Origin of the sequence: Brevundimonas sp. MEB006b (genome assembly GCF_030209705.1) — a bacterium.
Taxonomy (GTDB): Bacteria; Pseudomonadota; Alphaproteobacteria; order Caulobacterales; family Caulobacteraceae; genus Brevundimonas.
Window position 1 is genome coordinate 60296 of the sequence record NZ_JARVRL010000002.1, and the last position, 21864, is coordinate 82159.

A 21864-nucleotide genomic window follows, 5' to 3' on the forward strand; every position below is an offset into this window, starting at 1 on the left:
CGATCAATCGAAGATCGAGGCCAGTTCCTCAGAGCCGACGCCTTCCTTGGCTGAGCGCAACTCGTGATAAAGCGCCGCCACGCCGGCCGATGCGACGACCCCGGACAAGATGTTGACGACGGGCTCGGTGATCAGATTGACGGCCAGGTTGGGCGTGCCGCCGGTAAGAGTTCCCCCGGTCGCCAGACTGAGACCGCCGATGGCCGCGCCGATGATCCACGACAGGATCACATAGATCACCAGGAGGCCGAACACTTGCCAGCGATAACCCTTGGTCAGCTCTCGGCTGCGCTGCAGACTGGCGAAGACGCCGCGCTTTTCGACCACCACGGACGGAGCGCCGACCGACCACATGACCGACAAGATGATGCCCGGCACGATCAACAACAGAAAGCCCAGCATCATCCCGATGGAGGCGACGATCGCCAGGCCCAACAGCGGCAGGAAGTTCTGAACCCCGACGTTGAAGGCGTCGCCAAACGCGGTCGTTTTGCCGTTGAAGCCGTTCACGGCCGCCTTCACCACCATGCCCTGCAAAAGATACAGGCCGACGAAGTTCAACACCACGCCTACCATCATCATCAAGACGCCCGGTCCGAAATCTTCGTTCAACATCGCGCTTTGGCCAAAGGCCGACAGAATGCTGGGCGCGCCGACCAGAAGCGCCGCCGCGCCGAAGAAGACGGCGGCGTTCTGCTTGATCGCGCCGAAGGTCCGCTGGATCACACGACCAAGGTCGAACACCCCGCTGCCTGCGCCGCCAGTGATCGCGGGGGTCACCCTCGGTGGCCGCATGGCGATGATCTGCTGTGCGCGTCCGTCGGTCTCGGCGATGAAACCGACTCGCTGACTGCGCTCGAGAACTGAAGGCGGCTGGACGTCCTCCTTCGTGAACGAATAGCGCTCGCCGTCGTCGCCGAGGATCAAACCGAATCCGGTCGCCTCGTCGAACGTTTGAACCTCACCCCGCAAACCTGCCTCCCCTGCTGATGCGTCGCACAGTTGTAGAAGCTGCACCGCAGCCTCGCCAGCGCATTCCTTGAACCGTTGACCGGGTCAGCTCGCGCGGTGGAACGCACGGCTGAACGCCCAGCCCTTGGGCTTTGAGTCCCGGCGCAGATTGTCCGTGCCGCCCAGCAGCGCGTCATCGCAATCCGGTCGGATGCCTACCGGACTGAGTGGTGACTGACAGAGAGGAAGTCGTTTCTTCTCATGATATCATAGTCTTACCTCGTCTAACGGGAGCCAAGGCGCATATTGAAATCCCTAGGGATTTTTCCCGTTTGGCTAACCTCTCGGGACGCCTCTCGGACACGAAAAACCCCGCCCGCGTTACAGCGCTCGGCGGGGTTCGAATGGGCTTGGCACAACACTTAAGGCCACAGGCATCTAACCCCCTGCCCTACCCGGTCGCAACGTGGGAGGTTCGCTCATGAGCCGCCGCCTCGCCCCCGAGAACTTCGTCGCCGAAAAACTGGCCTGGCATCAGCGCATCGCCAGCGATCCCAAGATCAGCCTCCAGGCCAAGGCCGTCGCCGGCTTCATCCTCCACGACCTGAACCTCTGCGAAGGCGGCGCCTGGCGCGGCCAGGAGAGCATGGCCACCAGCCTGGGCGTCAGCCCCCGCCAACTGCGCCGCCTGCTCGAAGAGCTTCAGAACGCCGACTATCTGGAGGTCGAGGTCCGCCGGGGACGCGGCCGCACCAACATCTGCCGCGCAACCGTTCCCGACGAAGCGGCCGAGGCGCCGCAAAACCGGCCATCTGCGACCGATCAAACCCGAGAAAAGCGGACGCAAGCGTCCGCTCAAACGCCAGAAAAGCGGACATCAGCGACACGAAAACCGGTCACCGGTGACCGACAATACCTTTATGAACCCATTACAAGATTTCGCGCCGCCGAAAACCGACGACCAGATGGCGGCGCCGGGACGCCCGCGCAGCTCATCCCGTTTGCGCAGACCGACATCCGCCAGGCGGTCGTCCAGATCGCGGGGGAAGGCGCGGCGGTAAGCTACCTGGATCACGCCAAATGGGAGCCCGACGAACGGCGCATCCCCTGTACCAGCCCCACGGCGTTCGCCCGACTGAAGGATCTCGTCGGCCGGCCGCTGGCGGCGAGAGGCGTGTCGATCGGACTGCAGCCCCGTGGTCCCCAGAAACTCGCGGCCTGATCGAGAGGCATGAGGCGAATATATCTAACATTCACCGCACGCCTTGCGTCGATAAAGTCTTGCCCCTGCGGCGAATAGCCTACACATTCACCGCAGAAAGCGCGGCAAATATGACCTACATCCATGAACTGGCCGACTGGCCCAACCTGACCTGGAACGACGGCGCTCTCGCCAAGCCGCTCGCCGCCGTCCGCCATCGCCAAGGCCGGCTGATCGGACGGATGGAGGCCCTGGGCTTTCCGCTGCGCGAAGAGGCCGTCCTCCGCACCCTGACCGAGGACGTGCTGAAGTCCAGCGAGATCGAGGGCGAAGTCCTAGACCGAGACCAAGTCCGCTCCTCCATCGCCCGCCGCCTGGGCATGGACGTCGTCGGCCTGGTCCCGGCGGATCGTAACGTCGAGGGCGTCGTCGAAATGATGCTCGACGCCACCCAGAACTATGCCCAGCCGCTCACCGCCGACCGCCTGTTCGGCTGGCACGCCGCCCTTTTTCCGACGGGCCGCAGCGGCATGACCAAGATCACCGTCGGAGCCTGGCGCACCCCGGACGGCGACCCGATGCAGGTCGTCTCGGGACCGGTCGGCCGCGAACGCGTCCACTACGAAGCTCCCGCTGCCGACCGACTCGACGCCGAAATGACGGCCTTCCTGCAATGGTTCGAAACCGCCATGCCCGACCCGGTGCTGAAGGCCGGCGTCGCCCACCTGTGGCTCGTCACCGACCACCCCTTCAACGACGGCAACGGCCGCATCGCCCGCGCCATCGCCGACCTTGCCTTGGCCCGTGCAGAAGGAACGGCCCAGCGCTTCTACAGCATGTCCGCCCAGATCCGCGCCGAGCGGAAGGCCTACTACGAGACCCTGGAGGCGACGCAGAAAGGCGGCCTCAACATCACCGCCTGGCTGCTTTGGTTCATCGCCTGTCTCGACCGCGCCTTCGACGGCGCCGAGACCATCCTGGCCAGCGTCATGCGCAAGGCCCGATTCTGGGAAGCCCTGGCCGATCAGCCGCTGAACGAACGCCAGAGGAAGGTGCTCAACCGCCTGCTCGACGGCTTCGAAGGCAAGTTGACCAACGCGAAGTGGGCAGCTCTGGCCAAGACTTCGTCGGACACCGCGCTACGGGACATCAGCGATCTCGTGCGGCGAGGGATATTGGCGAGGGATACAGGCGGCGGGCGGAGCACGGGCTATTCGCTCGTGGAATGATGCGTGTAGTCGTTCGCGGCTCACGTGACTTTAAGCATTCGACCTAGTCCGGAATCAGTGTTCCATCGTGCCATGGCCGACCTCTTCGCATTTGACGACATTGTAGAACCTGACGAACCTGCCGTTGTGAAGCCGGTCGTTGTACCTGACCGTTTCGAGTCACTTCGGCGACGTGCTGGCACCGAGCTGAGCACAATCGTTCAGCCCGTGCCTGAATCGCTTGAGGCTATCGACCAAATATTCCGCAGAATGAAACGGGCCGATAGAGGAGCATTCGCAATCCTCAAAGGTTCGTCTGGCGCGGGCAAATCGACGTTTCTTCACACGGTGGGCCTTTATCGCACAGGGGTCGAGACCACGAGCGTGCCCGGGGGGATAGGCATTCGTCAGTTCTTCGACGGGTTCGAACCGACGGGTGACGTCATGACGATCGTTGTTCTTGAAGAGCGCGAAGCCGCGATAGGCTACACCGACAACGAGCTTGAAGATTGGCTGCACGCGATCAACGGCTTCATCCGCTCTGAGAAGGGTCGAACTACTTTGGTGGTCTGGCCCTGCAACACAGATGCGATTCGAGATAGAGTAGTTAAACTGGCAGACGCGATTGGTGCAGAAGCTTTGCTCGGTCCTTCGGAAAAGTGGCTCGATTTTGAAGGGCCGCCGAAGACATCATTTGTAAAAATTGCCGAAAATACACTGAGCACGCTCAATCAAGGGGCCACGCTCTCGGACTTGGGCCTTACTGACGCTGCCATCGCGGAGACTGCGAACAGCTCAGCGACAATCGGTGGCTTCCTGTCTAGGATCACTGATCAGATAGGGGAAGCGCAGCACCAGGTTGAGACGCTGCTAGCGGCAGAGCAATGTCGATTATGGATTATCGTCGCCGCCGGGTCCGACGTGGATGGGGACGTCGCCAGTCTGACGCGCGGTCGCTTCTCGCAGATCGATACCGAAAGGCTTATGTCTTCCACCAACGCGAACATTGTCCAAGACCTACAACGATACCCAGACAAAATCGGTATTCTCGGTACTGTTTTAGGTGCCAAAATCCTTCATCTGCCACTTCTGACAGCGACGGCGATTGCCAGAAGCTTCGCAGATGAAACTCTTAAAAAGACGATGCGCGAAGCCGGCCTCAGCCTGAAGCCAGATCGTAAAGAAGACGCCAAGGCTCGCCTGCTACAAACTGAGATGGCAGCGATTTTTCAGAATGGCACTCAAGGCCCACGCCCCAGAGGCAAAAAGCCCGGATCGGAAAGCGTTGAGGCGTTTCGCAAGTTGGCGGCCATCGCGTCGAGCAACGACGTGGCCGTCAACCGTGCGGTCGGAACCGCGCTACAGCACGCCGGTCTAGTCACTAGCTTTCAAGTAGAGCAAGATTTCGGCAAGGGCCTGACCCGTCGGACTGACATTCTTGCCCAAACCGATGCTGGACCATTGCGTATCGAGCTTATGTGGCGATCATCTAGCGGAAGGTCGGAGATTGCGAACTACACGCTGACGAAACTCGCGAATTACGGGAGAGCGCTCGGTTATCTCGACTAGGTGCAGGACTGTGCAAGCATCGATGACCCATAAAAGTGACATCGAGTAGACAGGGCTTGCTTCTGCGTGGCGTGAGTGCGACGCCGCACAAAGGGCAGAGGTAGAGCTGCTGTTTGCCGGCATCGACGTTTGGGCATTCGCCTGCTGCATGGTGCGCGAAAATTCACACTGGTCACGGCATAAGCCATCGGTAGGTCCAGCTGTGAAATGCGATCACGAGGTTCGCTGCTGCAACGACAGACGCCACCGCTGGCGGACCCAATCTCAAGGTATCGATCGCCCTCTCGGCAAGGATGTATCGACCTCGGCTGCTAGGATCTTGACGAGATAACGATTCAAGGTCTCGCGTGGCGAGATCATAGTTTGATTTCGCGCTGGCAATACGCGCTGCTTTGGACTGCAACTTGGTTTTCAGGGCCGCCGCAGCTTCGTCAATCGCTTCCTTCGCTGTTCGAGCATCTTCAAGATCTTTGAGAGCTTGTTCGGCCTCGTTATCTGCCAGCGTCCAAGATATCGTCCCCGGCAGCTTCTCATCCGAGACCTTCATCTGGGCCGCCTGGAGCTGATTTTCCGCCATCGCAACACGCTTTTCCGCGCGTCGAACCATCGCGGGTGTAGGTCCATCTAGTACGAGACCGGAATTCGCCTCGGCGAGGTCCTTTTCGGCAGCCCTGCTCGCCTCGACGGCTTTTGCAAGATCATCAGCGCGCCGAAATTTGAGCCGCTCACTTAGGATCAGATCGTACGTTACCCAGAGCTGATAAATCAGCAGGCCGTACTGGACGATTAGATAGATCAATCCGCCGAGGACCGCGTTAGCAAATAGCCAGTCTGGGATCGCCGTGATCCGAATGAGCGCTTTCGTTGCGACTGGGTCGTACACCCGCAAAACCACCAACGCAGCAAGTCCTGAGGACACTACAAGCCATTTTCGCGTCTTCATCAAACGCGCATATGGTCCCTCGACTGCGGTGTGTTCGTCGTCGCCAGCAAGACCAGAAAAATTCATTTTCACTTCCCCCATGGTGCCTCATAGCGGACTCCGCAGAAGCGTCACCAAGAACAGATCGCCAACTTCAGATTGAACTGTTGTCGACGTAGTCGCTCAGAGCAGAGCCGGGGCATCCACCAAGCGCGTGAGCTGAGCGGTGCCCCCTTCTGCCCGCTGAGCGGGAGGGACTGCCGCTCGCCGACGCAATTGAGCTCTGGTCCGACGGCGACGAGGACAAGTCCTTCGTTTTTACCGGCAAGCAGCGGCGATGACTCGTGAAAGCTTGCCGATGAGGCGCGCCGTCGACTGCCGCCGGTCCCAGTCCATTTTCTCGCGCCTCGGGACCAGTGAAGAATTCGGCAGTTCAGCCGTAATTGCTCAAACTTGCGGTTGTGGTTCGAGACAGAACGCGGTTCAGTCCACATATGAAGATCATCGACAACGTGTCCGAGCTACTCGGCGACGACCTCAAGGATGAGTTGAAACGAAGCAACCGGGCGAAAATCTGCGCCTCCAGCTTTTCCATTCACGCCTTCGCAGCTCTCGAGCCTGCTCTACGGGAACTGACCGAATTTGACTTCATCTTCACAGGTCCATCGTTTGTGACTGACGGCGGTGGGCGGGCATCGCATCGCGAGTTCCTAATCCCACCGGTGATGCAGAAGCGCGATCTAGGCGGCACTCCGTTCGAGATTCGTCTCCGCAATCAAATGACTAGTCGCGCGCTGGCGCGGGATTGCGCCGCCTGGATACGCGAGCGCGCCAAATTCAAGGCGAATCCAGGCAGTCCAATACCGTCGTTCATGTGCGCGTTGGGCGATCAGGGCAGAGGCGCCGTTTACGCCGGGCTTCAGGGTCTGACGGCTGCGGACCTGGGCTACCAGCCGGGTCACCTAACCATGATCAACAAGGCCGACGATCTCGAAGCTCTGGAACGCTACAGCGGCCTCTTCGACCAAATTTGGAACGAACGCGGTCGCTTGATCGATGTCACTGAGGAGCTGTGTCGGCAGCTCGAACGCGTCTACGCCGAGAATTCGCCCTCGCGCATCTACCACCTAATGCTGTCGGTGATTTTTCGTACATTCCTTGAGGACATAAACGAGGACTTGCTGCCCAACGAGCGGACTGGGTTCCGAGAAACCAGGGTCTGGAATACCCTGTTTAAATTCCAGCAGGACGCGGCCTTGGGCCTGATCAACAAGCTGGAGACCTACAACGGCTGCATTCTCGCCGACAGCGTAGGCTTGGGTAAGACGTTCACGGCTTTGGCGGTGATCAAGTACTACGAGCTGCGGAACAAGTCGGTTCTGGTGCTCTGCCCGAAGAAGCTGGCCGACAACTGGCTGACCTATAATCGTAACCTAACCACCAACATTCTGATCGAGGATCGCTTCCGCTACGACGTCCTGGCCCACACTGACCTGCTCAGAACCCGAGGTTCGGCCTTTGGCATGCCGCTCGATCAGGTGAATTGGGGCAACTACGACCTCGTCGTCATCGACGAATCCCACAATTTCCGAAACGACGACGGCACCCAAGAACAGGGCGAAGATGATACCCGCTATAGGGCCTTGCTTAACCGCGTCATCCGAGAGGGCGTACGCACCAAGGTGCTGATGCTGTCGGCGACGCCGGTGAACAATCGCTTCAACGACCTGCGCAACCAGCTGGCTTTAGCCTATGAGGGCAATAGCCGGGCGCTTTCCGATAAACTGTCCAGCGGGCAGAGTGTTGAGGAAATCTTCCGCCAGGCACAACGCGCCTTCAACGAGTGGCAAGAGCTGCCGGTGGAGGACCGCACGCCAGCCGCCATTATGGATCGGCTGGACTTCGCCTTCTTCGAGCTTCTGGACAGCGTCACCATCGCCCGTTCACGGCGCCATATCACCACCCACTACGACACCGCCGAAATCGGCCGCTTCCCAGAACGTCTAAAGCCACGCTCGTTCAGCCCAGCGCTCACGGCGCGCGACGACGTGCCTAGCTTCAAGGAAATCTACGACGAGCTCACGCGGCTGACTTTGGCGGTTTACGCCCCCATCACCTACGTCCATCAGAGTCGGGCGGATCGGTACGAAGAGCTCTACGACACCGAGACCGCCGGCGGAGATCTTCGTCAGAAGGACCGCGAGACAGCGATCAAGTCGTTGATGCGCATCAATCTGCTGAAACGCCTGGAAAGCTCGGTGGAAGCATTTCGGCTGACGCTCGACCGTCTAGGCGACGTTCACCGAAAAACCCTGACCGCCATTGATCGATACGAACGAGGCGGCGCCGATGCCTTTGCCCTCGAGGCCGATATCGACGTCGATCCGGACGACGATGGCGATGCGAACGGTATCCAGCGCGGAAAGGTGCAGGTCGCTTTCGAGGACATGGACCTCGTCAGCTACAAGCGCGACGTCGAAGCCGACGTCGCGGTCGTAGATGCACTCCTCGACGCTATGCACCGGGTGACCCCGCGAGACGACGAGAAGCTTCAGCACTTAATCCGCTTCGTTCAGGACAAGGCACGCGATCCGATCAACGCCGGAAACGGCAAGATCCTAATCTTCACGGCCTTTGCTGACACAGCGGAGTATCTGTACCGTGAGTTGGCTCCGGTGCTGACCGCCGGTGATGGACGCGCCCTCGCCCTGGTGACTGGCAGCGGCGGCCCAAAGACGACCCTGGGCCAAGGGCATGATTTCAACGCCATCCTGACCCTGTTCTCCCCGGTATCGAAGAAGAAGTCTAAAATCCCGCGCCTGAAGGATGAGCCGCGCGACATCGACGTCCTGATCGCCACCGACTGTATTTCAGAGGGCCAAAACCTCCAGGACTGCGACATGGTGGTGAACTACGACATCCACTGGAACCCTGTGCGCATCATCCAGCGATTCGGGCGAGTCGATCGGATCGGCAGCACCAACGATCGCATCCAGCTTGTCAGCTATTGGCCGAACATCAGCCTGAACGACTATATCAATCTGAAGGAACGGGTCGAAGGCCGCATGATCATCGCCGATCTGACGGCCACTGGCGACGACAACCCGCTGACGGCTCGCGAGAACGACGTTGAATATCGGCGCGATCAGCTAAAACGCCTCCAAACCGAGGTCGTTGACCTGGAGGATGTCCGGCAAGGCGTCAGCATCACCGACTTGGGCCTGAACGACTTCCGGATGGATCTGGTCAGCTATGTGCGCGAGCACGGCAACCTGGACGACGCGCCTTTAGGAATGCACGCCATCGTCCCGGCCAGCGACAAGCTGCGTCCCGGTGTTATTTTCTGCCTGCGCAACCTCGACGCCTCGACTGAGCTGCGCGGCCATAACCGACTTCATCCCTTCTATCTGGTCTATGTACGCGAGGACGGCACAGCCCTCGTACGCCACACGGAGCCGAAGCAGGTGCTGGACCTTCTGCGCGGCGCGGCGCGTAGTCGGACAGAGCCCGACCCCGCCCTCTTCGTCCCCTTCAACAAGGAGACGGACGATGGTCGACGAATGGAGCAGTACTCCGACCTCCTAAACGCGGCTGTGCGATCGATGGTCGAGATCAAGGAACAGAAGGACCTGGACAGCTTGTTCTCGGCGGGCCCGACCACTGCGCTTGTCGGAGAGGTCGCGGGACTGGACGACTTCGAACTGATCGCTTTCATCGTGGTGCGGCGAGCTCAAGCGTGAGCCCACTGTACGCTTGGCCGGAAGCGGCGCGGCTCGACCGGCGCATTCCGCGCGACCAACTGTTCCGACGGGCCGGCGGGGGCAAGACGATCCGCGCGCTCTATGAGGCGCAGGTCGAACGGATTGATTGGGCCTTCAAACTGTTCGAACGCACTGTGAACCTGCCGGCCGGCGCCGACGTCGCGGAGATTCAGGTAATCCAGGTGTCATTGAGAAGCGGTGAACTCGATGATCGGGTGTTGGCACATATCGACAAGGCCCTGCCCCGACAGACTTGGTTTGAGCTTAGCCGCCCCTCGCCCGACGGTCTCGAGGTCCAATCCGTTGCCGCCTTCAAGCGCACTAGCGATGCGGATCGGTCGAAGATCGTGATGCACGAGCACTGGCGTGGGAACTGGCTCACTGCGACGGCGCCACGGAAGGCCTTGCCCGTAGCCGTGAACTTGGACGGCCTTTACGCGGGGTTGTTACGCAGCCTATGGCCGCACCCCGCCCGAGCGGATGAAAACGTCCGATCCCAGGCCGACCGCTTGTCCGAAATCGCGACGCAGGCCAAAGCGGTCGAGCGCGTGAAGGCGGCGGTGCGACGCGAAACCGACTTCGCTCGCCAGGTTGAGAAGAACCGCGAATTGCGCGTGGCGCTGGCCCGCTTGAACGAACTGACGGACTGACACGGATGACGATTGAAAAGCTGGACGCCACGACACCGGACCTGACCCGGCAAAACATCGCGCGGCTGGCCGAGCTGTTTCCCGAATGCGTGACGGAGGGACCGATGGGTTCCGCTTCGGATCGAGGCGAGCCGGTGATTGATTTTGACCTGTTACGCCAGGCCCTGACCGATCATTTGGTCGAAGGACCTCAGGAGCGCTACCGGCTGGACTGGCCTGGCAAGCGCCAGGCGCTGCTGACCGCAAATGCGCCGATCGACAAGACGCTGCGCCCCATGCGCGAAGACAGCGTCCAGTTCGATACGACCTTCAATTTGTTTATCGAGGGCGACAATCTTGATGCGCTCAAGCTGTTGCAAGAGACCTACCTAGGTCAGATCAAGATAATCTATATCGATCCGCCTTATAACACCGGTAAAGATTTCATATATAGAGACAATTTTGCCCAGAGCCGCGGCAGCTACGAGGCTGAGACCGCTCAGCGTGACGAGGATGGCGGGCGTCTAGTTGCAAATCCAGAGACCACTGGGCGATTCCACTCCAACTGGCTCAACATGATGTATCCGCGCCTGAAGTTGGCACGCAATCTTCTCAGAGATGACGGGTTGATGCTCATCAGTATCGATGACTTCGAGCAGTCTCAGTTGCGGCGGATCGCTGATGAGGTGTTCGGAGAGGGCAATTTCATCGCTGAGATGCCTTGGGAAAAAGGCCGGAAGAACGACGCCAAGCTGTTTTCAGTCGGTCATGAATACATGCTTGTCTACGCTAAGAACCTCGCTGTTCTAAAAGAGCGGAAAGAGATTTGGCGAGAAGAAAAGCCCGGTGCGCGCGAAATTTGGGATGAGTTCGTGCGGCTGCGTAAGCAACATGGATCGTCTCATGGTGCTATAGAGAAGGAGCTAGGTGACTGGTTCACCGCGCTCCCGAAGGGACACCCATCCAAGAAGTGGGCCCGTTACAAGCGCGTCGATGCGAATGGCCCTTGGCGCGATCGGGACATCTCGTGGCCGGGAGGAGACGGCCCTACCTATGACGTGATCCATCCCCGGACGAACCTACCCTGCGTCGTGCCTGAAGCTGGATGGCGCTATGCCAGCCCGGATGAGATGGATCGGCAGATCAAACTTGGGCTTGTCGAATTTCGTGAGGATCACACCAACCCGCCGTTCCGAAAAGCACATCTCCGCCCTGTCGCCGCCGAGACATTCTCCGAACCCGATGACGAGGAGGAGAGTGGCGAAGAGGAAGAACTGGCCACGCAAGTTCGTCCATCGGTCATCTACAAGCAGTCTCAGGTTGCCGTGAAGCACCTTAGGGCGCTTATGGGGGCCAAGGTGTTCACCAATCCCAAGGACCACGAGGAGCTTGCGGCGCTTATTGGTTATATGACCGCTAACGATCCGGATGCTGTCGTTCTTGATTTCTTCGCTGGATCAGGAAGCCTGGCCGAGGCCGTGATTGACGCGAACATTCGATTTGGCGGTCAGCGAAAGTTTGTGGTCGTTCAGTTGCCTCAAGGACTTGAAGAAACGCTAGCTTCCTCAACAGGCACCGCCCGCACAACCACTCGAAACGCGATCAAGTATCTTCAGACCCGTCAGCAGCCGTTGACGCTTTCGGCCTTGTCTCGCGAGCGCATCAAGAGGGCTGGCCTGCGTGCAGTAGAGCGCAATTCTAGTGTGGATGTTGGCTTCCGCGCTTTCCGCATCGATAGCGGCAACTTCCAAGATACGCGCGTGGCACCGAACCAAGCGACGCAAGCGACACTGGACGGCCTGATCAGCCACATCAAGGATGACCGGACTGACGAAGACCTGCTGTTCGGCGCTCTGCTCCGCTGGGGCGTTGACATCACCTTGCCGCTACGTCGCCAAGATTTGTTGGGTCGGACAGTCTGGATCGTCGATCCGCCAACCGAGGGCGAGGCCGGCGCAGCGCTAATCGCCTGCTTTGCCCGCCCGGAAAACGCCGAGGGCGGGATCGATACGGAGCTGGCCGACGCCATGGCGGCGATGAGGCCACTGCGAGTGCTGTTCCGCGACGACGGCTTCGCCAGCGACGCCGTGAAGGAGAATGTCGCCAGCCGCTTCAAGCAACGCGCGCCCGACACCGCCGTCAAGGTGCTGTGAGACGATGACCATCCAGCAGTTCAAGCCGCTCGACTACCAGCGTGTGGCCGCCGAGGCGGTCGTCGATTGCTTCGAAGGCCAGCCGCGCCTCGAAGGACTCAACTATCAAATCGATCCGGGTCGTGGGCGCTCGAACCAGGCCGCAATGTTTGGTGAGACAGGGCTGCGCAACGCGCCCGTGCAACTCAACACGACCCAGGTGCTGGACAACATCCGGCGTGTGCAGATGCGCGAGCACCTGCCGCCCTCGACGGAGCTCATCAAGACCAAGGCCGCCGACATCAACCTTGACGTCGAGATGGAGACGGGGACCGGCAAGACCTACGTCTACGTCGACACCATGTACCGGCTTTACGAGCGCTATGGCTGGTCCAAGTTCATCGTTGTGGTGCCGTCGGTCGCCATCCGCGAGGGCGTCTTCAAAACCTTTGAAGACACCGAGGCGCATTTCCAGGAGCGTTACGGCCACAAGGTCCGGCGTTTCATCTACGACAGCGGCCGGCCGGAGCCGATCCTGGCCTTCTCGGACAGCCCTGGCCTGCACTGCATGGTCATCAACACCCAGGCCTTCGCCTCCGAGGTGAATGCTGAGGGCAAGGAGTCCAAGACCCTGCGGATGTTCCGCGAGATGGACGCCTTCCAGTCACGGCGGCCGATCGACCTGATCGCGGGCAATCACCCGATCCTGATCCTGGACGAACCCCAGCGCCTGGAGGGCGCAAAGACGCAAGAGGCACTGAGCCGGTTCAAGGCGCCGATCGCCCTGCGTTTTTCAGCCACCCACAAGACGCCGCACAACCTCGTGCACCGGCTGGACGCATTGGACGCCTACACTCGCAAGCTGGTCAAGCGAATCAATGTGCGCGGCGTTACCGTGAAGGGTCTGACCGGCCTCCACGCCTACCTCTACATGTCGGACATCCGCGTCTCGGCCGACAAGCCGCCCGAAGCGCGGGTCGATATGGAGACCGTACTGAACAGCGGCACAGTCAAGCGAAGCCCACGTTGGCTCAAGAAGGGCGACGATCTTTTCGATATCTCAGGCGGATTGTCTGCCTATCAGGGCTTTACCGTTTCCGACATCGACGCGGTCACGCGCACGCTGAGCTTCACCAACGGCGTCGTGTTGGACGAAGGCCAGGTCCAGGGCCAGACCGATGAGGCCGCCGTCCGGCGGGTCCAGATCCGCGAAACGATCCGCGCACATTTCGAACGTGAGCGCCTGCTGCATCGGCGTGGGATCAAAGTCCTGTCGCTGTTCTTTATCGACGAAGTCGCCAAGTACCGCCGGTACGACGAGACCGGCGCCGTGCCGGGCGACTATGCTCGGATGTTCGAGGAAGAATATGCCGACGCCGTCGCCAGCCTGCCCGAACTCGACGCCACCGACGAGGCCTGGTTCAAATATGTGAAGCGGGACGCGGCAGACGCCGTCCACGACGGCTATTTCTCGATCGACAAGGCGGGAAGGCTGACCGACCCATCCGTGAACGCCCGTGGCGACGAGAAGGGCGAGGCAAAGGACGCCTCCTCATACGATCTGATCCTAAAGGAAAAGGGCCGGCTTCTCTCCCTGGCGGAACCGAAACGCTTCATCTTCTCGCACTCGGCCCTGCGCGAAGGTTGGGACAACCCGAACGTCTTCACGATCTGCACCCTCAAGCAGTCCGACCACGAAATCGGCAAACGTCAGGAAGTCGGCCGCGGGCTTCGCATCAGCGTCGATGATCAAGGCCGCCGGACAGACGGTCCTGAAGTCCACGACATCAACGTGCTGACGGTCATTGCCTCCGAAAGCTACCAAGACTTCGCCAAGGGCCTTCAGAACGAGCTGACGAAGGCGCTGGAGGGGCGGCCGCGCGAAGCTAGTGTCGCCTACTTCACCGGCAAGACCATCCAGACGGCCACTGGCACGGGCACGAGAGAGCTAAGCCGCGACGAAGCCAACGCCCTTCATCGGTGGCTGATAAAGCACGATTTCATCGACGAGCGCGACCACATCGCCCTCGCTTGGCACCAAGCCAATGACACCAACTCCCTGCCCGCTCTACCCGCCGTGCTGGCGAACGACGCCGATGGCGTTGTGGCCCTGGTGAACACGGTGCTCGACCAAAGCGCCCTATCGAACATGACCGGCAACGGCCGCGATACGGTCACTCCGCGGGTCCGCCGGACGAACCTGGAGAAGGCCGCCTTCCAGGAGCTGTGGTCGCGGATCAATCAGCGTGCCGTCTATTTCACTGACTTTGACACGGACAGTCTGGTGCCTGCCGCCGTTCGTCGCCTCGACCAGGATCTCAAAGTTGATCGTCAAGTGGTCATTGTTTCTGGAGCCGAGCTAAAGACTGATATCGGCGTCGAAGACCTGCGCGCTGGCGCTGGGTTCCAGGAAGAGAAGACCCGTTTCGAGCATGAACAAACGGCCGTAGCGACCAACGTCCGCTATGATCTCGTGGGCGAGCTGGCGGCATTGACTCGCCTCACCCGAGGCACAGTCGGTCGGATCCTAAAGGGCGTGCGTCAGGACACCTTCAGCCTTTTCGCCAAGAACCCCGAAATGTTCCTACGAGGCGCAGCCGAGCTGATCCGTCGAGAAAAAGTCGCGCTCGCCATCGAGACCCTTCGGTATGAAAAGACGGGCGAAACCTACGACGTGGCGATATTCGACACCGATCGCCGCGACCTGCCCTTAAACGCCGTTCTGGCGGCAGGCAAACACGTCCTGGATCACGTGGCGGTGGACTCCACCAACGAACGCAACTTCGCTCAGCGGCTAGAATCGGCTGAAGAAGTAGTGGTTTACGCCAAGCTGCCGAAGGGCTTTTCAATCCCCACGCCTGGGGGCGGGTATAACCCCGATTGGGCGATCGCGGTAGAGACAGCGGACACGCGAAGCCTATATTTCATCGCCGAAACCAAGGGCAGCACAATGAAGGAAGCCCTGCGCGGCGACGAAAAACAACGCATCGACAGTGCCATCGCCTACTTCCGCGACGTGGCTGACCGCGTGACCTTTAGTCAAGTCTCAGACTACGACCAGTTGATGCAACTGATTTCAGCTTAACTGAGCCAGAGGTGGCGCGCCGGTCACGCCGTCCAACAGACGAAGATTGTCCGAAAGGTACCTTCTAAGCCAACCCAGAGAGGCTCGATCAATTAGAGAATCGCGATATACGAAGCGCGCTAAGTACTGAGTTCCGGTCAACCTCCTATGAGGAGCGTGTTGAGTGGCTACTGAGCGTGAACTATTTCGAGTGCGCCACGATCCAGTCGAATGGCGCGGCATCGTGAAACGCCTTCTGGAAATTGCAGATCAGGATGGTGTCGATGACCGACATCTCGTGCTTATTGACAGCCTGAACGCCCAAACAGAACGCGTCGAGCTTAGTTATCGTCAAGCCGAATGGCTGTTGGATGCGAGAGACGACAGCGAATTTGTAGTCACGTATCTCAACTTCAGCATCAAGTTAATGTTGAAAGAATGCTTTGAAAATCGATTCGGTATCGACGATGAAGACGATCAGATGTGGGTGGAAAAGACCCATAGCGAGCGCCTAGTTCGACTGCGGAAGATGGAGGCAAAAAGACTTTTCAGAATAGCGGTGACGCTCGGCGTTGTTGAATGGGATTAAAATATCACTATCAGATCGCGGGCTACTTCCTTGGCGATGTGCGGACGAAGAGATGGGAGTTCGACAAAATCGACCTTAGTGGCCAACGCCTCTCCCAGCTCGCGGCCGATCCGAGCTTGATCGAGGAGAGAAAATTTTAGGTCCATTTCCTCCGCAACTTCGAAGGCCAGATCGATGTCCGACTTTGGGCCTGCTTCTCCACGCGCAAACGACCCGAACAGATAGAGATGCGAGATGCCTTGGGCTTGAAGCGCCGCTTGCAAGGACCGCAGGATAACTATGACTTCCTCGCGGATCATAACCGTCTCCCCCGGAATGCCATTCGCCCGCAACATCGCAGCGACAGACGGAGGCAACTCATATTGCTCGCCGCACGATACCCAGCACACCACATCCGACCAAGCCCCCAGTCCCTCACCGACCGCTCATCATGGTCATGAGCCATTCCCCAACATTCTCATTCCCACTGTCACGGTTTGACTGGCTTGGTGGAGGCACCGCCCGAACGGCCTTTGTGAAGCAAAGGTGTAGTGAGTACACCTTCCCTTCTGGAGTGCTTGGTTTAAACTCCAAAATATGAGCTATGCGATCCTCCGGACAGCGAAACTGAAATCCTTTGGAGAAATCGGCGGGAGTCTCTCGCATACCTTCCGCACACGAGATACGCCGAACGCGGATCCGTTAAGGCTGGGCGACAATGAGCATCACGGCCCGACCTCGGATGATGAAATCAAGGCAGCCATCAAAGCACTGTTGCCTGACAAGCGGCGTTCAGACGCAGTCCTGTGCATCGAGTATTTCATAGGCGCCAGCCCGGAGTTTTTCGCCCAAGGCGGAGACGACGCCGGCTACTTCGGCGCGGCGCGTGAGTGGCTGCTTCAACGGCATGGGGCGGACAATGTCGTCTCGACCCATGTGCACCGGGATGAGACGTCGCCCCACCTCATTGCCTACGTTGTGCCCAGGGACGGCGAAAAGCTGAACGCCAAAAAATGGCTAGGAGGGCGGGCGGTGCTTTCGGCGATGCAGACCGATTTTGCGCAAATGGTCGGCCTTCGTTACGGGCTTGAGCGCGGCGAGGAAGGAAGCGTCGCTCGCCATCAAACGATTAAAGAATACTACGCCCATGTGCAGGCAGCTGAGCGAACGATACCTAAGGTAGACTTCCCATCTGAGCGGCTCGTTCTTGAGCAAAAGCTGTTCAGCGAAACCGTTGAGACGGACGCAGATTTCGCGCGACGCGTTGCGGACGCGACCCTGAAGAGCGTCGAGCCTTTGATCAAGCGCGGATCAGAGGCGGGACAAATCGCCAAGCGAGAGCGGGCGCAGGCCAAGAAGGTGGGAGCGCTCACGAAGGCGCTGAAGGTCGCCCAAGACCGTATTGGGATTTTGGAAGCACCTTTCGAGGGTCTGAGCCCCGATGACAAAGACTTACTGACGCGCATGCTCGCCTCGACAGCCCGGAGAATGCGTGAAGCAGCCCGCGTGATTACGGGCTGGTTCCGGGGCATCTCTCAGCCCAGATCGGGCGAAGACCATCTGATAGAGCTCGAAGAAAGAGGCACTGGTGTCATTCACCAGATTCCTTCGTCCGTTGCTGCACTCGATCTGGTGAACGCAAATGTTCAGCCGGGCGATCTGATCGAAATTTATTCGACCTCAGCCAGGATCATCGACCGTAGTCACGACCGTGAGCGATGAAGCAGAAACGTGTGACGGCTCACACTTTATTGCCTTGCTGCCTTTTCCGTGAGATAACTCACGAATGCGCTCTATATCCATTCCGCTTGGTAAGTTCACGCTTGAAAGATTCGGGTCCCTGGAGGTCGAGCGCCTTACGGGCTTAACCCAAGTCCAGGTCCGAGACTGGCGCAGACGTGGGCTGCTTGAGCGTGGCGAAGGCGTGCGCCCCTACGATGTCTTTGATGCTGCACAAATTGCTATCCGACTTGGCCTGAACCGTTTGGGTTTACCCCTGGGCGAGACGGCGGGGCCTGCGGCGCATTTCGCCCCCACGGTCATCACCGAAGTCTGCCGCCGCACGGTATGGACGCGAGACGATAAGGCAGAAATCGCTAGGGAGTTGGATGCGCTTCTTGGACATCCCGAACCCTTGGTGCTCCTGCGGCAAGACGTTGGCGGATCCCACCATGTGGTTGGTCTTGATGAAGACATCTTGGCTGTCGAGCTATCAAGTCGCCGCCTTGGACCCATTTGGGGCGTGCTAGACCTCTCGATGATCGCAAGTGTGCTCTGCGGCAACTCTAGGTTTCCACTTGTCACATTCACGGATGCGACGGCGGCTGCAAGATGACCGCGAAAGTCCCCCCTAGTCTGCCGAACAGCCTTCCGCCTCGTGGCATCAGCCGTATCGAGGCGAGCCTCTACATCGGTGTCAGCGTCGGAAAGTTTGATCAGTTGGTCTCGGACGGCCGTATGCCTCCTGCCAAGATTATCGACAGGCGAAAGGTCTGGGACCGAGATGCTCTAGACCGGGCCTTCTGGGCGCTTCCGGACGACGGTGTTGCCGATCTGCACAATCCTTGGGACGCCGCTGCATGACCAAGCGCCCCCGCAACGTCAGCTACTACTACGATCGCCACGGCAATATGCGGTGGCGGTTTCGTAAGAAGGGTCTGCCTGAATGTCAGACGCGCGAGACGTTCGATTCCGTTGCGTGGTGGAGTTGGTACGCCGCTGCCTCCTCGGCCGCGCCATCAATTGTGGGGGCGGATCGGACCAAGCCTGGATCAGTCCATGCCCTCGCCGTCGCGTACTATGCCTCCGCTGACTTCCAACGCTTGAGCCAAGCGACACAGCGAACCTACAGGGGAATTCTCGATCGCTATCGAGACAAGTACGGCGACAACCCCATCGCCCTGTTGGAGGCGCGGCACATCCGGGGACAGATGGACAAGCAGGCAGCAGTACCGACAGCGGCCAACAACATGCTCAAGGTGCTTAGGGCGGTTATGCGGTTCGCGATGGCGCGAAGTCTAGTGAGGAGCGACCCAACCGTAGGCGTGAAAATGCTCCGCTATCGCAGTCAGGGCTTTCATACGTGGACCGAAGCTGAAGTCGCTGCTTTTGAGCGGCGGTGGCCCGTTGGGACGAAGGAAAGGCTGGCTTTCGACCTTCTACTCTACACCGCCCAAAGATCGGGCGATGTGAGGCAAATGACCAAGCAGCAGGTTCAAGGCGGGCGGGTCACGGTCCGGCAGGAAAAGACCGGCCAGCTCGTCGACATAAGCCAACACCCGCAGCTCAAGGCCTCCCTTGCCGCACGTCCATCAGAACACTTGGTTCTACTGACGACCGAACAGGGCAAACCATTCACCGCAAAAGGCTTCGGCAATTGGATTAGCAAGGCGGCAGAGCGGGCAGAGTTACCTCACTGTTCGGCGCACGGTCTGCGTAAAGCTGCAGCACGGCGACTCGCAGAGGCCGGCTGCTCGGCGCACGAGATTATGGCCATCACCGGCCACCAAACTCTCAAAGAAGTCGAACGGTACACGCGAGAGGCGGGGCGCCGCGACTTGGCGGACAGCGCCATGAAGCGCATCGGGCAAAGTACGCAAGCAGAACAAAATCTGTCTAACCGGGCACCTGCGGTTAGACAGTCAGGAGAATAAGACTATGAAAATATACGATAAAATTTGCAAGGTGGCGGTGCTGTCAGTCTAACGCTAACTTGTCTCCACCTCAGACCGCCTAACGGTCTGATCGGAGATCGCATTTCGTGAAGCCGCTCTCGTTTAAGCGCCATCGCTTTCCTGCGGCGGTAATCCGCCAAGCTGTGTGGCTCTACTTTCGCTTCAGCCTCAGCCTTCGTGACGTTGAAGAGCTGATGGCCGCGCGTGGAATCGATGTGAGTTACGAGACGATCCGCTGCTGGACGATCAAGTTCGGACCCCAGATCGCACGGCGGCTAAAGAAGCTTCGCCCCTCCCCTTCTCCACGCTGGCATCTCGACGAGGTCGTTTGCTCAATCGATGGGAAGCGGATGTTTCTGTGGCGCGCCGTGGATGACGAAGGTGAGGTGCTGGACGTTGTCGTCCAGCGACGGCGGGACACCGACGCGGCCTTGAAGCTGCTCCGGCGTTTGCTGCGTAACCAGCCCGTCGAGCCCGAGAAGATCGTCACCGAAGGGCTCTCATCATACCAAGCGGCCTTGAGCCAGCTTGGCCTGCGACACCTGCATGCACCGGGTCGGCTTCGAGAGAACAATCGGGCGGAGAACTCCCACCTCCCAATCCGACGGCGAGAGCGGCAACAGCAGCTCTTCAAATCTCAGGCTTCAGCTCAGCGCTTTCTCACAACCCACGCCGCAATCTACAACACCTTCTACGTCCAACGACATCTCATCAGCCGACCAAACCTCCGCCGTTTCCGCGCCGGGGCGGATGCGGCGTGGGCCGTCGCTGTCGCCTGAGATTTCGTCGGGTTGGGCAAGTTGCGGCCCACCTCGATTAACCTGACAGCACTACCTGCGCGGCGGCGGAGATCTCGTCGGCGACGAACAGGCCGGGCACATCCATCTGATCGGCGCCAGCCTCTATCAAAGCGTGCTCGCGCGGGCGCTGCGGGCCGCCCGGGGCGAGGCGGCGGCCGACCCCCGCCCTCCCGTCGTGAACTTTGGGACCACGGGGCGGATCCCGCCGGACTATGTACCGGACGCCGCTGTAAGACTCTCGCTATATGCGCGGCTCCTCCAGATGACGGCCGTCGAGGCGATCGACGCCCTTCAAGAGGAGATCGAGGATCGGTTCGGGCCGCTTCCAGAGGCGGCCGAGACCCTGTTGAGCACGCACAGGCTGACCGCGCTCGCCGCGTCCGCCGGCGTCACGGAGATCAGCTGCGGTCCGAAAGCCACGGCCTTCCGCTTCGGCGCCGAGCGGGCCAAGCGTCTGTCCGCACACCTGTCCGCCTCGCCAGATCGCCGTTGGTCGCAAGAGCGGCTGATCGTCGAGATGGCCGCAGATGAGCCCCATGCCCCGGCCGATCTTGAAGCCTTGCTGGAAACCCTGGCGGCGGCCTGATCGGCTGTCCTTTTCTCACCGGGGCGCGAAGCGTCCGCGTCCCGACGTCGCCGCTAGAAGACCGCGCTCAACGGTCGCTTGGCGGCGGCGAGCTCCTCGGGCGTGGGCGGCCTCAAGACCCGCAGGTCGTCCGATGTCCAGTCGATCAGGCCCATCGCCCGCATGTCGGCGAGCCAGCCGTCCATAGGCCAGAACCCCCAGCGGTGATGGAAGGTGCGGGCGTTGGCCACCAGGGCGGCGAAGTGCTGAAGCGGCGGGTCATAGGCGTTGTGGTGCTGGTGATAGACCGCGCCGTCGCCCGTGAAGACCATGGGCACGCCCGCCTTGGCGACCCTGAACCCAAGATCGGTGTCTTCCGCCCCATAGCCGACAAAGGCTTCGTCGAAGCCGCCGACGGCGAAGAAGGTCGAGCGACGCATGCCGAAGGCCAGGGACCAGAGCAGGCCGGGATTGGTTTCGATCCGCGCGCCCTGCGCGGGAAACCGTCGCACCGGATGCGCCACGCCCGCCTGATCGAGGACCGCTTCCGTCCAGGCCGCACGCGCCCCGCCGGACGGCAGGTAAAGGACCTTGGGACACACCACGACGTCCTCGGCCTCCAGCAGACCGGCGACAACGCCGCAGGTCCCGCCCGCCGCGATACAGTCGACGTCGAGGAACAGCAGTTGGTCGCCTTGGGCCAAGGCGGCGCTCCTGTTGCGCCGCCGCCAGAGGCAGCCTCTCCCCCGCAAGGCGCTCGATGCGGATCGGAAAGCCCGCCGTCGGCGTCGAAATGGCCCGATCGCTCATGTCGATGATG

General features: G+C 60.2%; 18 protein-coding genes. 14 read left to right on the forward strand and 4 right to left on the reverse strand.

Annotation, left to right across the window (positions count from 1 at the left end):
- Nucleotides 1-3: 3 nt before the first annotated feature.
- Nucleotides 4-795 (reverse strand): DUF7847 domain-containing protein, encoded by a 792-nt coding sequence (locus tag QRN13_RS01930; RefSeq protein WP_284876626.1) that lies wholly within the window; start codon nt 793-795, stop codon nt 4-6.
- Nucleotides 796-1432: 637 nt separating this feature from the next.
- On the opposite strand from QRN13_RS01930, the gene QRN13_RS01935 reads away from it, so the two are divergent.
- The 3 genes from QRN13_RS01935 (at nt 1433) to QRN13_RS01945 (ending at nt 4929) form a co-directional block, all read left to right on the forward strand.
- Nucleotides 1433-2173: a hypothetical protein gene (locus tag QRN13_RS01935; protein ID WP_284876627.1), complete on the forward strand. Its 741-nt coding sequence runs from the start codon at nt 1433-1435 to the stop codon at nt 2171-2173.
- Nucleotides 2174-2283: 110 nt separating this feature from the next.
- Complete coding sequence (locus QRN13_RS01940; protein ID WP_284876628.1) at nt 2284-3381, forward strand: Fic family protein; 1098 nt, start codon at nt 2284-2286, stop codon at nt 3379-3381.
- A 72-nt stretch (nt 3382-3453) separates the two neighbouring features.
- A complete protein-coding gene (locus tag QRN13_RS01945; RefSeq protein WP_284876629.1) occupies nt 3454-4929 on the forward strand; it encodes a hypothetical protein in 1476 nt (491 codons plus the stop codon).
- A gap of 172 nt (nt 4930-5101) precedes the next feature.
- Here QRN13_RS01945 and QRN13_RS01950 read toward each other — a convergent pair whose 3' ends face one another.
- Nucleotides 5102-5953, reverse strand: a complete 852-nt coding sequence (locus tag QRN13_RS01950) for a hypothetical protein (RefSeq protein WP_284876630.1) — start codon at nt 5951-5953, stop codon at nt 5102-5104.
- A 392-nt stretch (nt 5954-6345) separates the two neighbouring features.
- Between QRN13_RS01950 and QRN13_RS01955 the strand changes: the two genes are divergently transcribed.
- The 5 genes from QRN13_RS01955 (at nt 6346) to QRN13_RS01975 (ending at nt 16026) form a co-directional block, all read left to right on the forward strand.
- Nucleotides 6346-9591: a helicase-related protein gene (locus tag QRN13_RS01955; protein ID WP_284876631.1), complete on the forward strand. Its 3246-nt coding sequence runs from the start codon at nt 6346-6348 to the stop codon at nt 9589-9591.
- Complete coding sequence (locus QRN13_RS01960) at nt 9588-10262, forward strand: DUF4391 domain-containing protein (RefSeq protein ID WP_284876632.1); 675 nt, start codon at nt 9588-9590, stop codon at nt 10260-10262. The genes QRN13_RS01955 and QRN13_RS01960 overlap by 4 nt, the downstream gene beginning before the upstream one ends.
- 5 nt (nt 10263-10267) lie before the next feature.
- Nucleotides 10268-12394 carry a site-specific DNA-methyltransferase gene (locus QRN13_RS01965; RefSeq protein WP_284876633.1) on the forward strand — a complete coding sequence of 709 codons (2127 nt, stop codon included), beginning with the start codon at nt 10268-10270 and terminating at the stop codon, nt 12392-12394.
- 4 nt (nt 12395-12398) lie between these two features.
- On the forward strand, nt 12399-15458 hold the full coding sequence (locus tag QRN13_RS01970; RefSeq protein ID WP_284876634.1) for a restriction endonuclease: 3060 nt from the start codon (nt 12399-12401) through the stop codon (nt 15456-15458).
- A 163-nt stretch (nt 15459-15621) separates the two neighbouring features.
- The gene (locus QRN13_RS01975) at nt 15622-16026 is read left to right on the forward strand and encodes a hypothetical protein (protein ID WP_284876635.1); all 405 of its coding nucleotides are present in this window, start codon (nt 15622-15624) and stop codon (nt 16024-16026) included.
- On the opposite strand, the gene mntA is transcribed toward QRN13_RS01975, so the two are convergent.
- Nucleotides 16023-16325, reverse strand: a complete 303-nt coding sequence (gene mntA, locus QRN13_RS01980) for a type VII toxin-antitoxin system MntA family adenylyltransferase antitoxin (protein WP_284876636.1) — start codon at nt 16323-16325, stop codon at nt 16023-16025. The genes QRN13_RS01975 and mntA overlap by 4 nt on opposite strands.
- Before the next feature lie 277 nt (nt 16326-16602).
- Between mntA and mobV the strand changes: the two genes are divergently transcribed.
- The 6 genes from mobV to QRN13_RS02010 all read left to right on the forward strand — a co-directional run bounded on the left by mobV (nt 16603) and on the right by QRN13_RS02010 (nt 21065).
- Nucleotides 16603-17727, forward strand: a complete 1125-nt coding sequence (mobV, locus tag QRN13_RS01985) for a MobV family relaxase (protein ID WP_284876637.1) — start codon at nt 16603-16605, stop codon at nt 17725-17727.
- A 202-nt stretch (nt 17728-17929) separates the two neighbouring features.
- Entirely contained in the window at nt 17930-18340 is a 411-nt protein-coding gene (locus QRN13_RS01990) for a hypothetical protein (protein ID WP_284876638.1), read from the forward strand.
- The gene (locus QRN13_RS01995; RefSeq protein WP_284876639.1) at nt 18337-18588 is read left to right on the forward strand and encodes an XRE family transcriptional regulator; all 252 of its coding nucleotides are present in this window, start codon (nt 18337-18339) and stop codon (nt 18586-18588) included. Before QRN13_RS01990 ends, QRN13_RS01995 begins: the two co-directional genes overlap by 4 nt.
- Complete coding sequence (locus tag QRN13_RS02000; protein ID WP_284876640.1) at nt 18585-19658, forward strand: tyrosine-type recombinase/integrase; 1074 nt, start codon at nt 18585-18587, stop codon at nt 19656-19658. Before QRN13_RS01995 ends, QRN13_RS02000 begins: the two co-directional genes overlap by 4 nt.
- A gap of 107 nt (nt 19659-19765) precedes the next feature.
- Nucleotides 19766-20458, forward strand: a complete 693-nt coding sequence (locus QRN13_RS02005) for an IS6 family transposase (RefSeq protein ID WP_284876641.1) — start codon at nt 19766-19768, stop codon at nt 20456-20458.
- A gap of 196 nt (nt 20459-20654) precedes the next feature.
- Nucleotides 20655-21065: a TRCF domain-containing protein gene (locus tag QRN13_RS02010; RefSeq protein WP_284876642.1), complete on the forward strand. Its 411-nt coding sequence runs from the start codon at nt 20655-20657 to the stop codon at nt 21063-21065.
- A gap of 53 nt (nt 21066-21118) precedes the next feature.
- Here QRN13_RS02010 and QRN13_RS02015 read toward each other — a convergent pair whose 3' ends face one another.
- Nucleotides 21119-21748 (reverse strand): glycosyltransferase family 2 protein, encoded by a 630-nt coding sequence (locus tag QRN13_RS02015; RefSeq protein WP_284876643.1) that lies wholly within the window; start codon nt 21746-21748, stop codon nt 21119-21121.
- Nucleotides 21749-21864 lie beyond the last annotated feature (116 nt).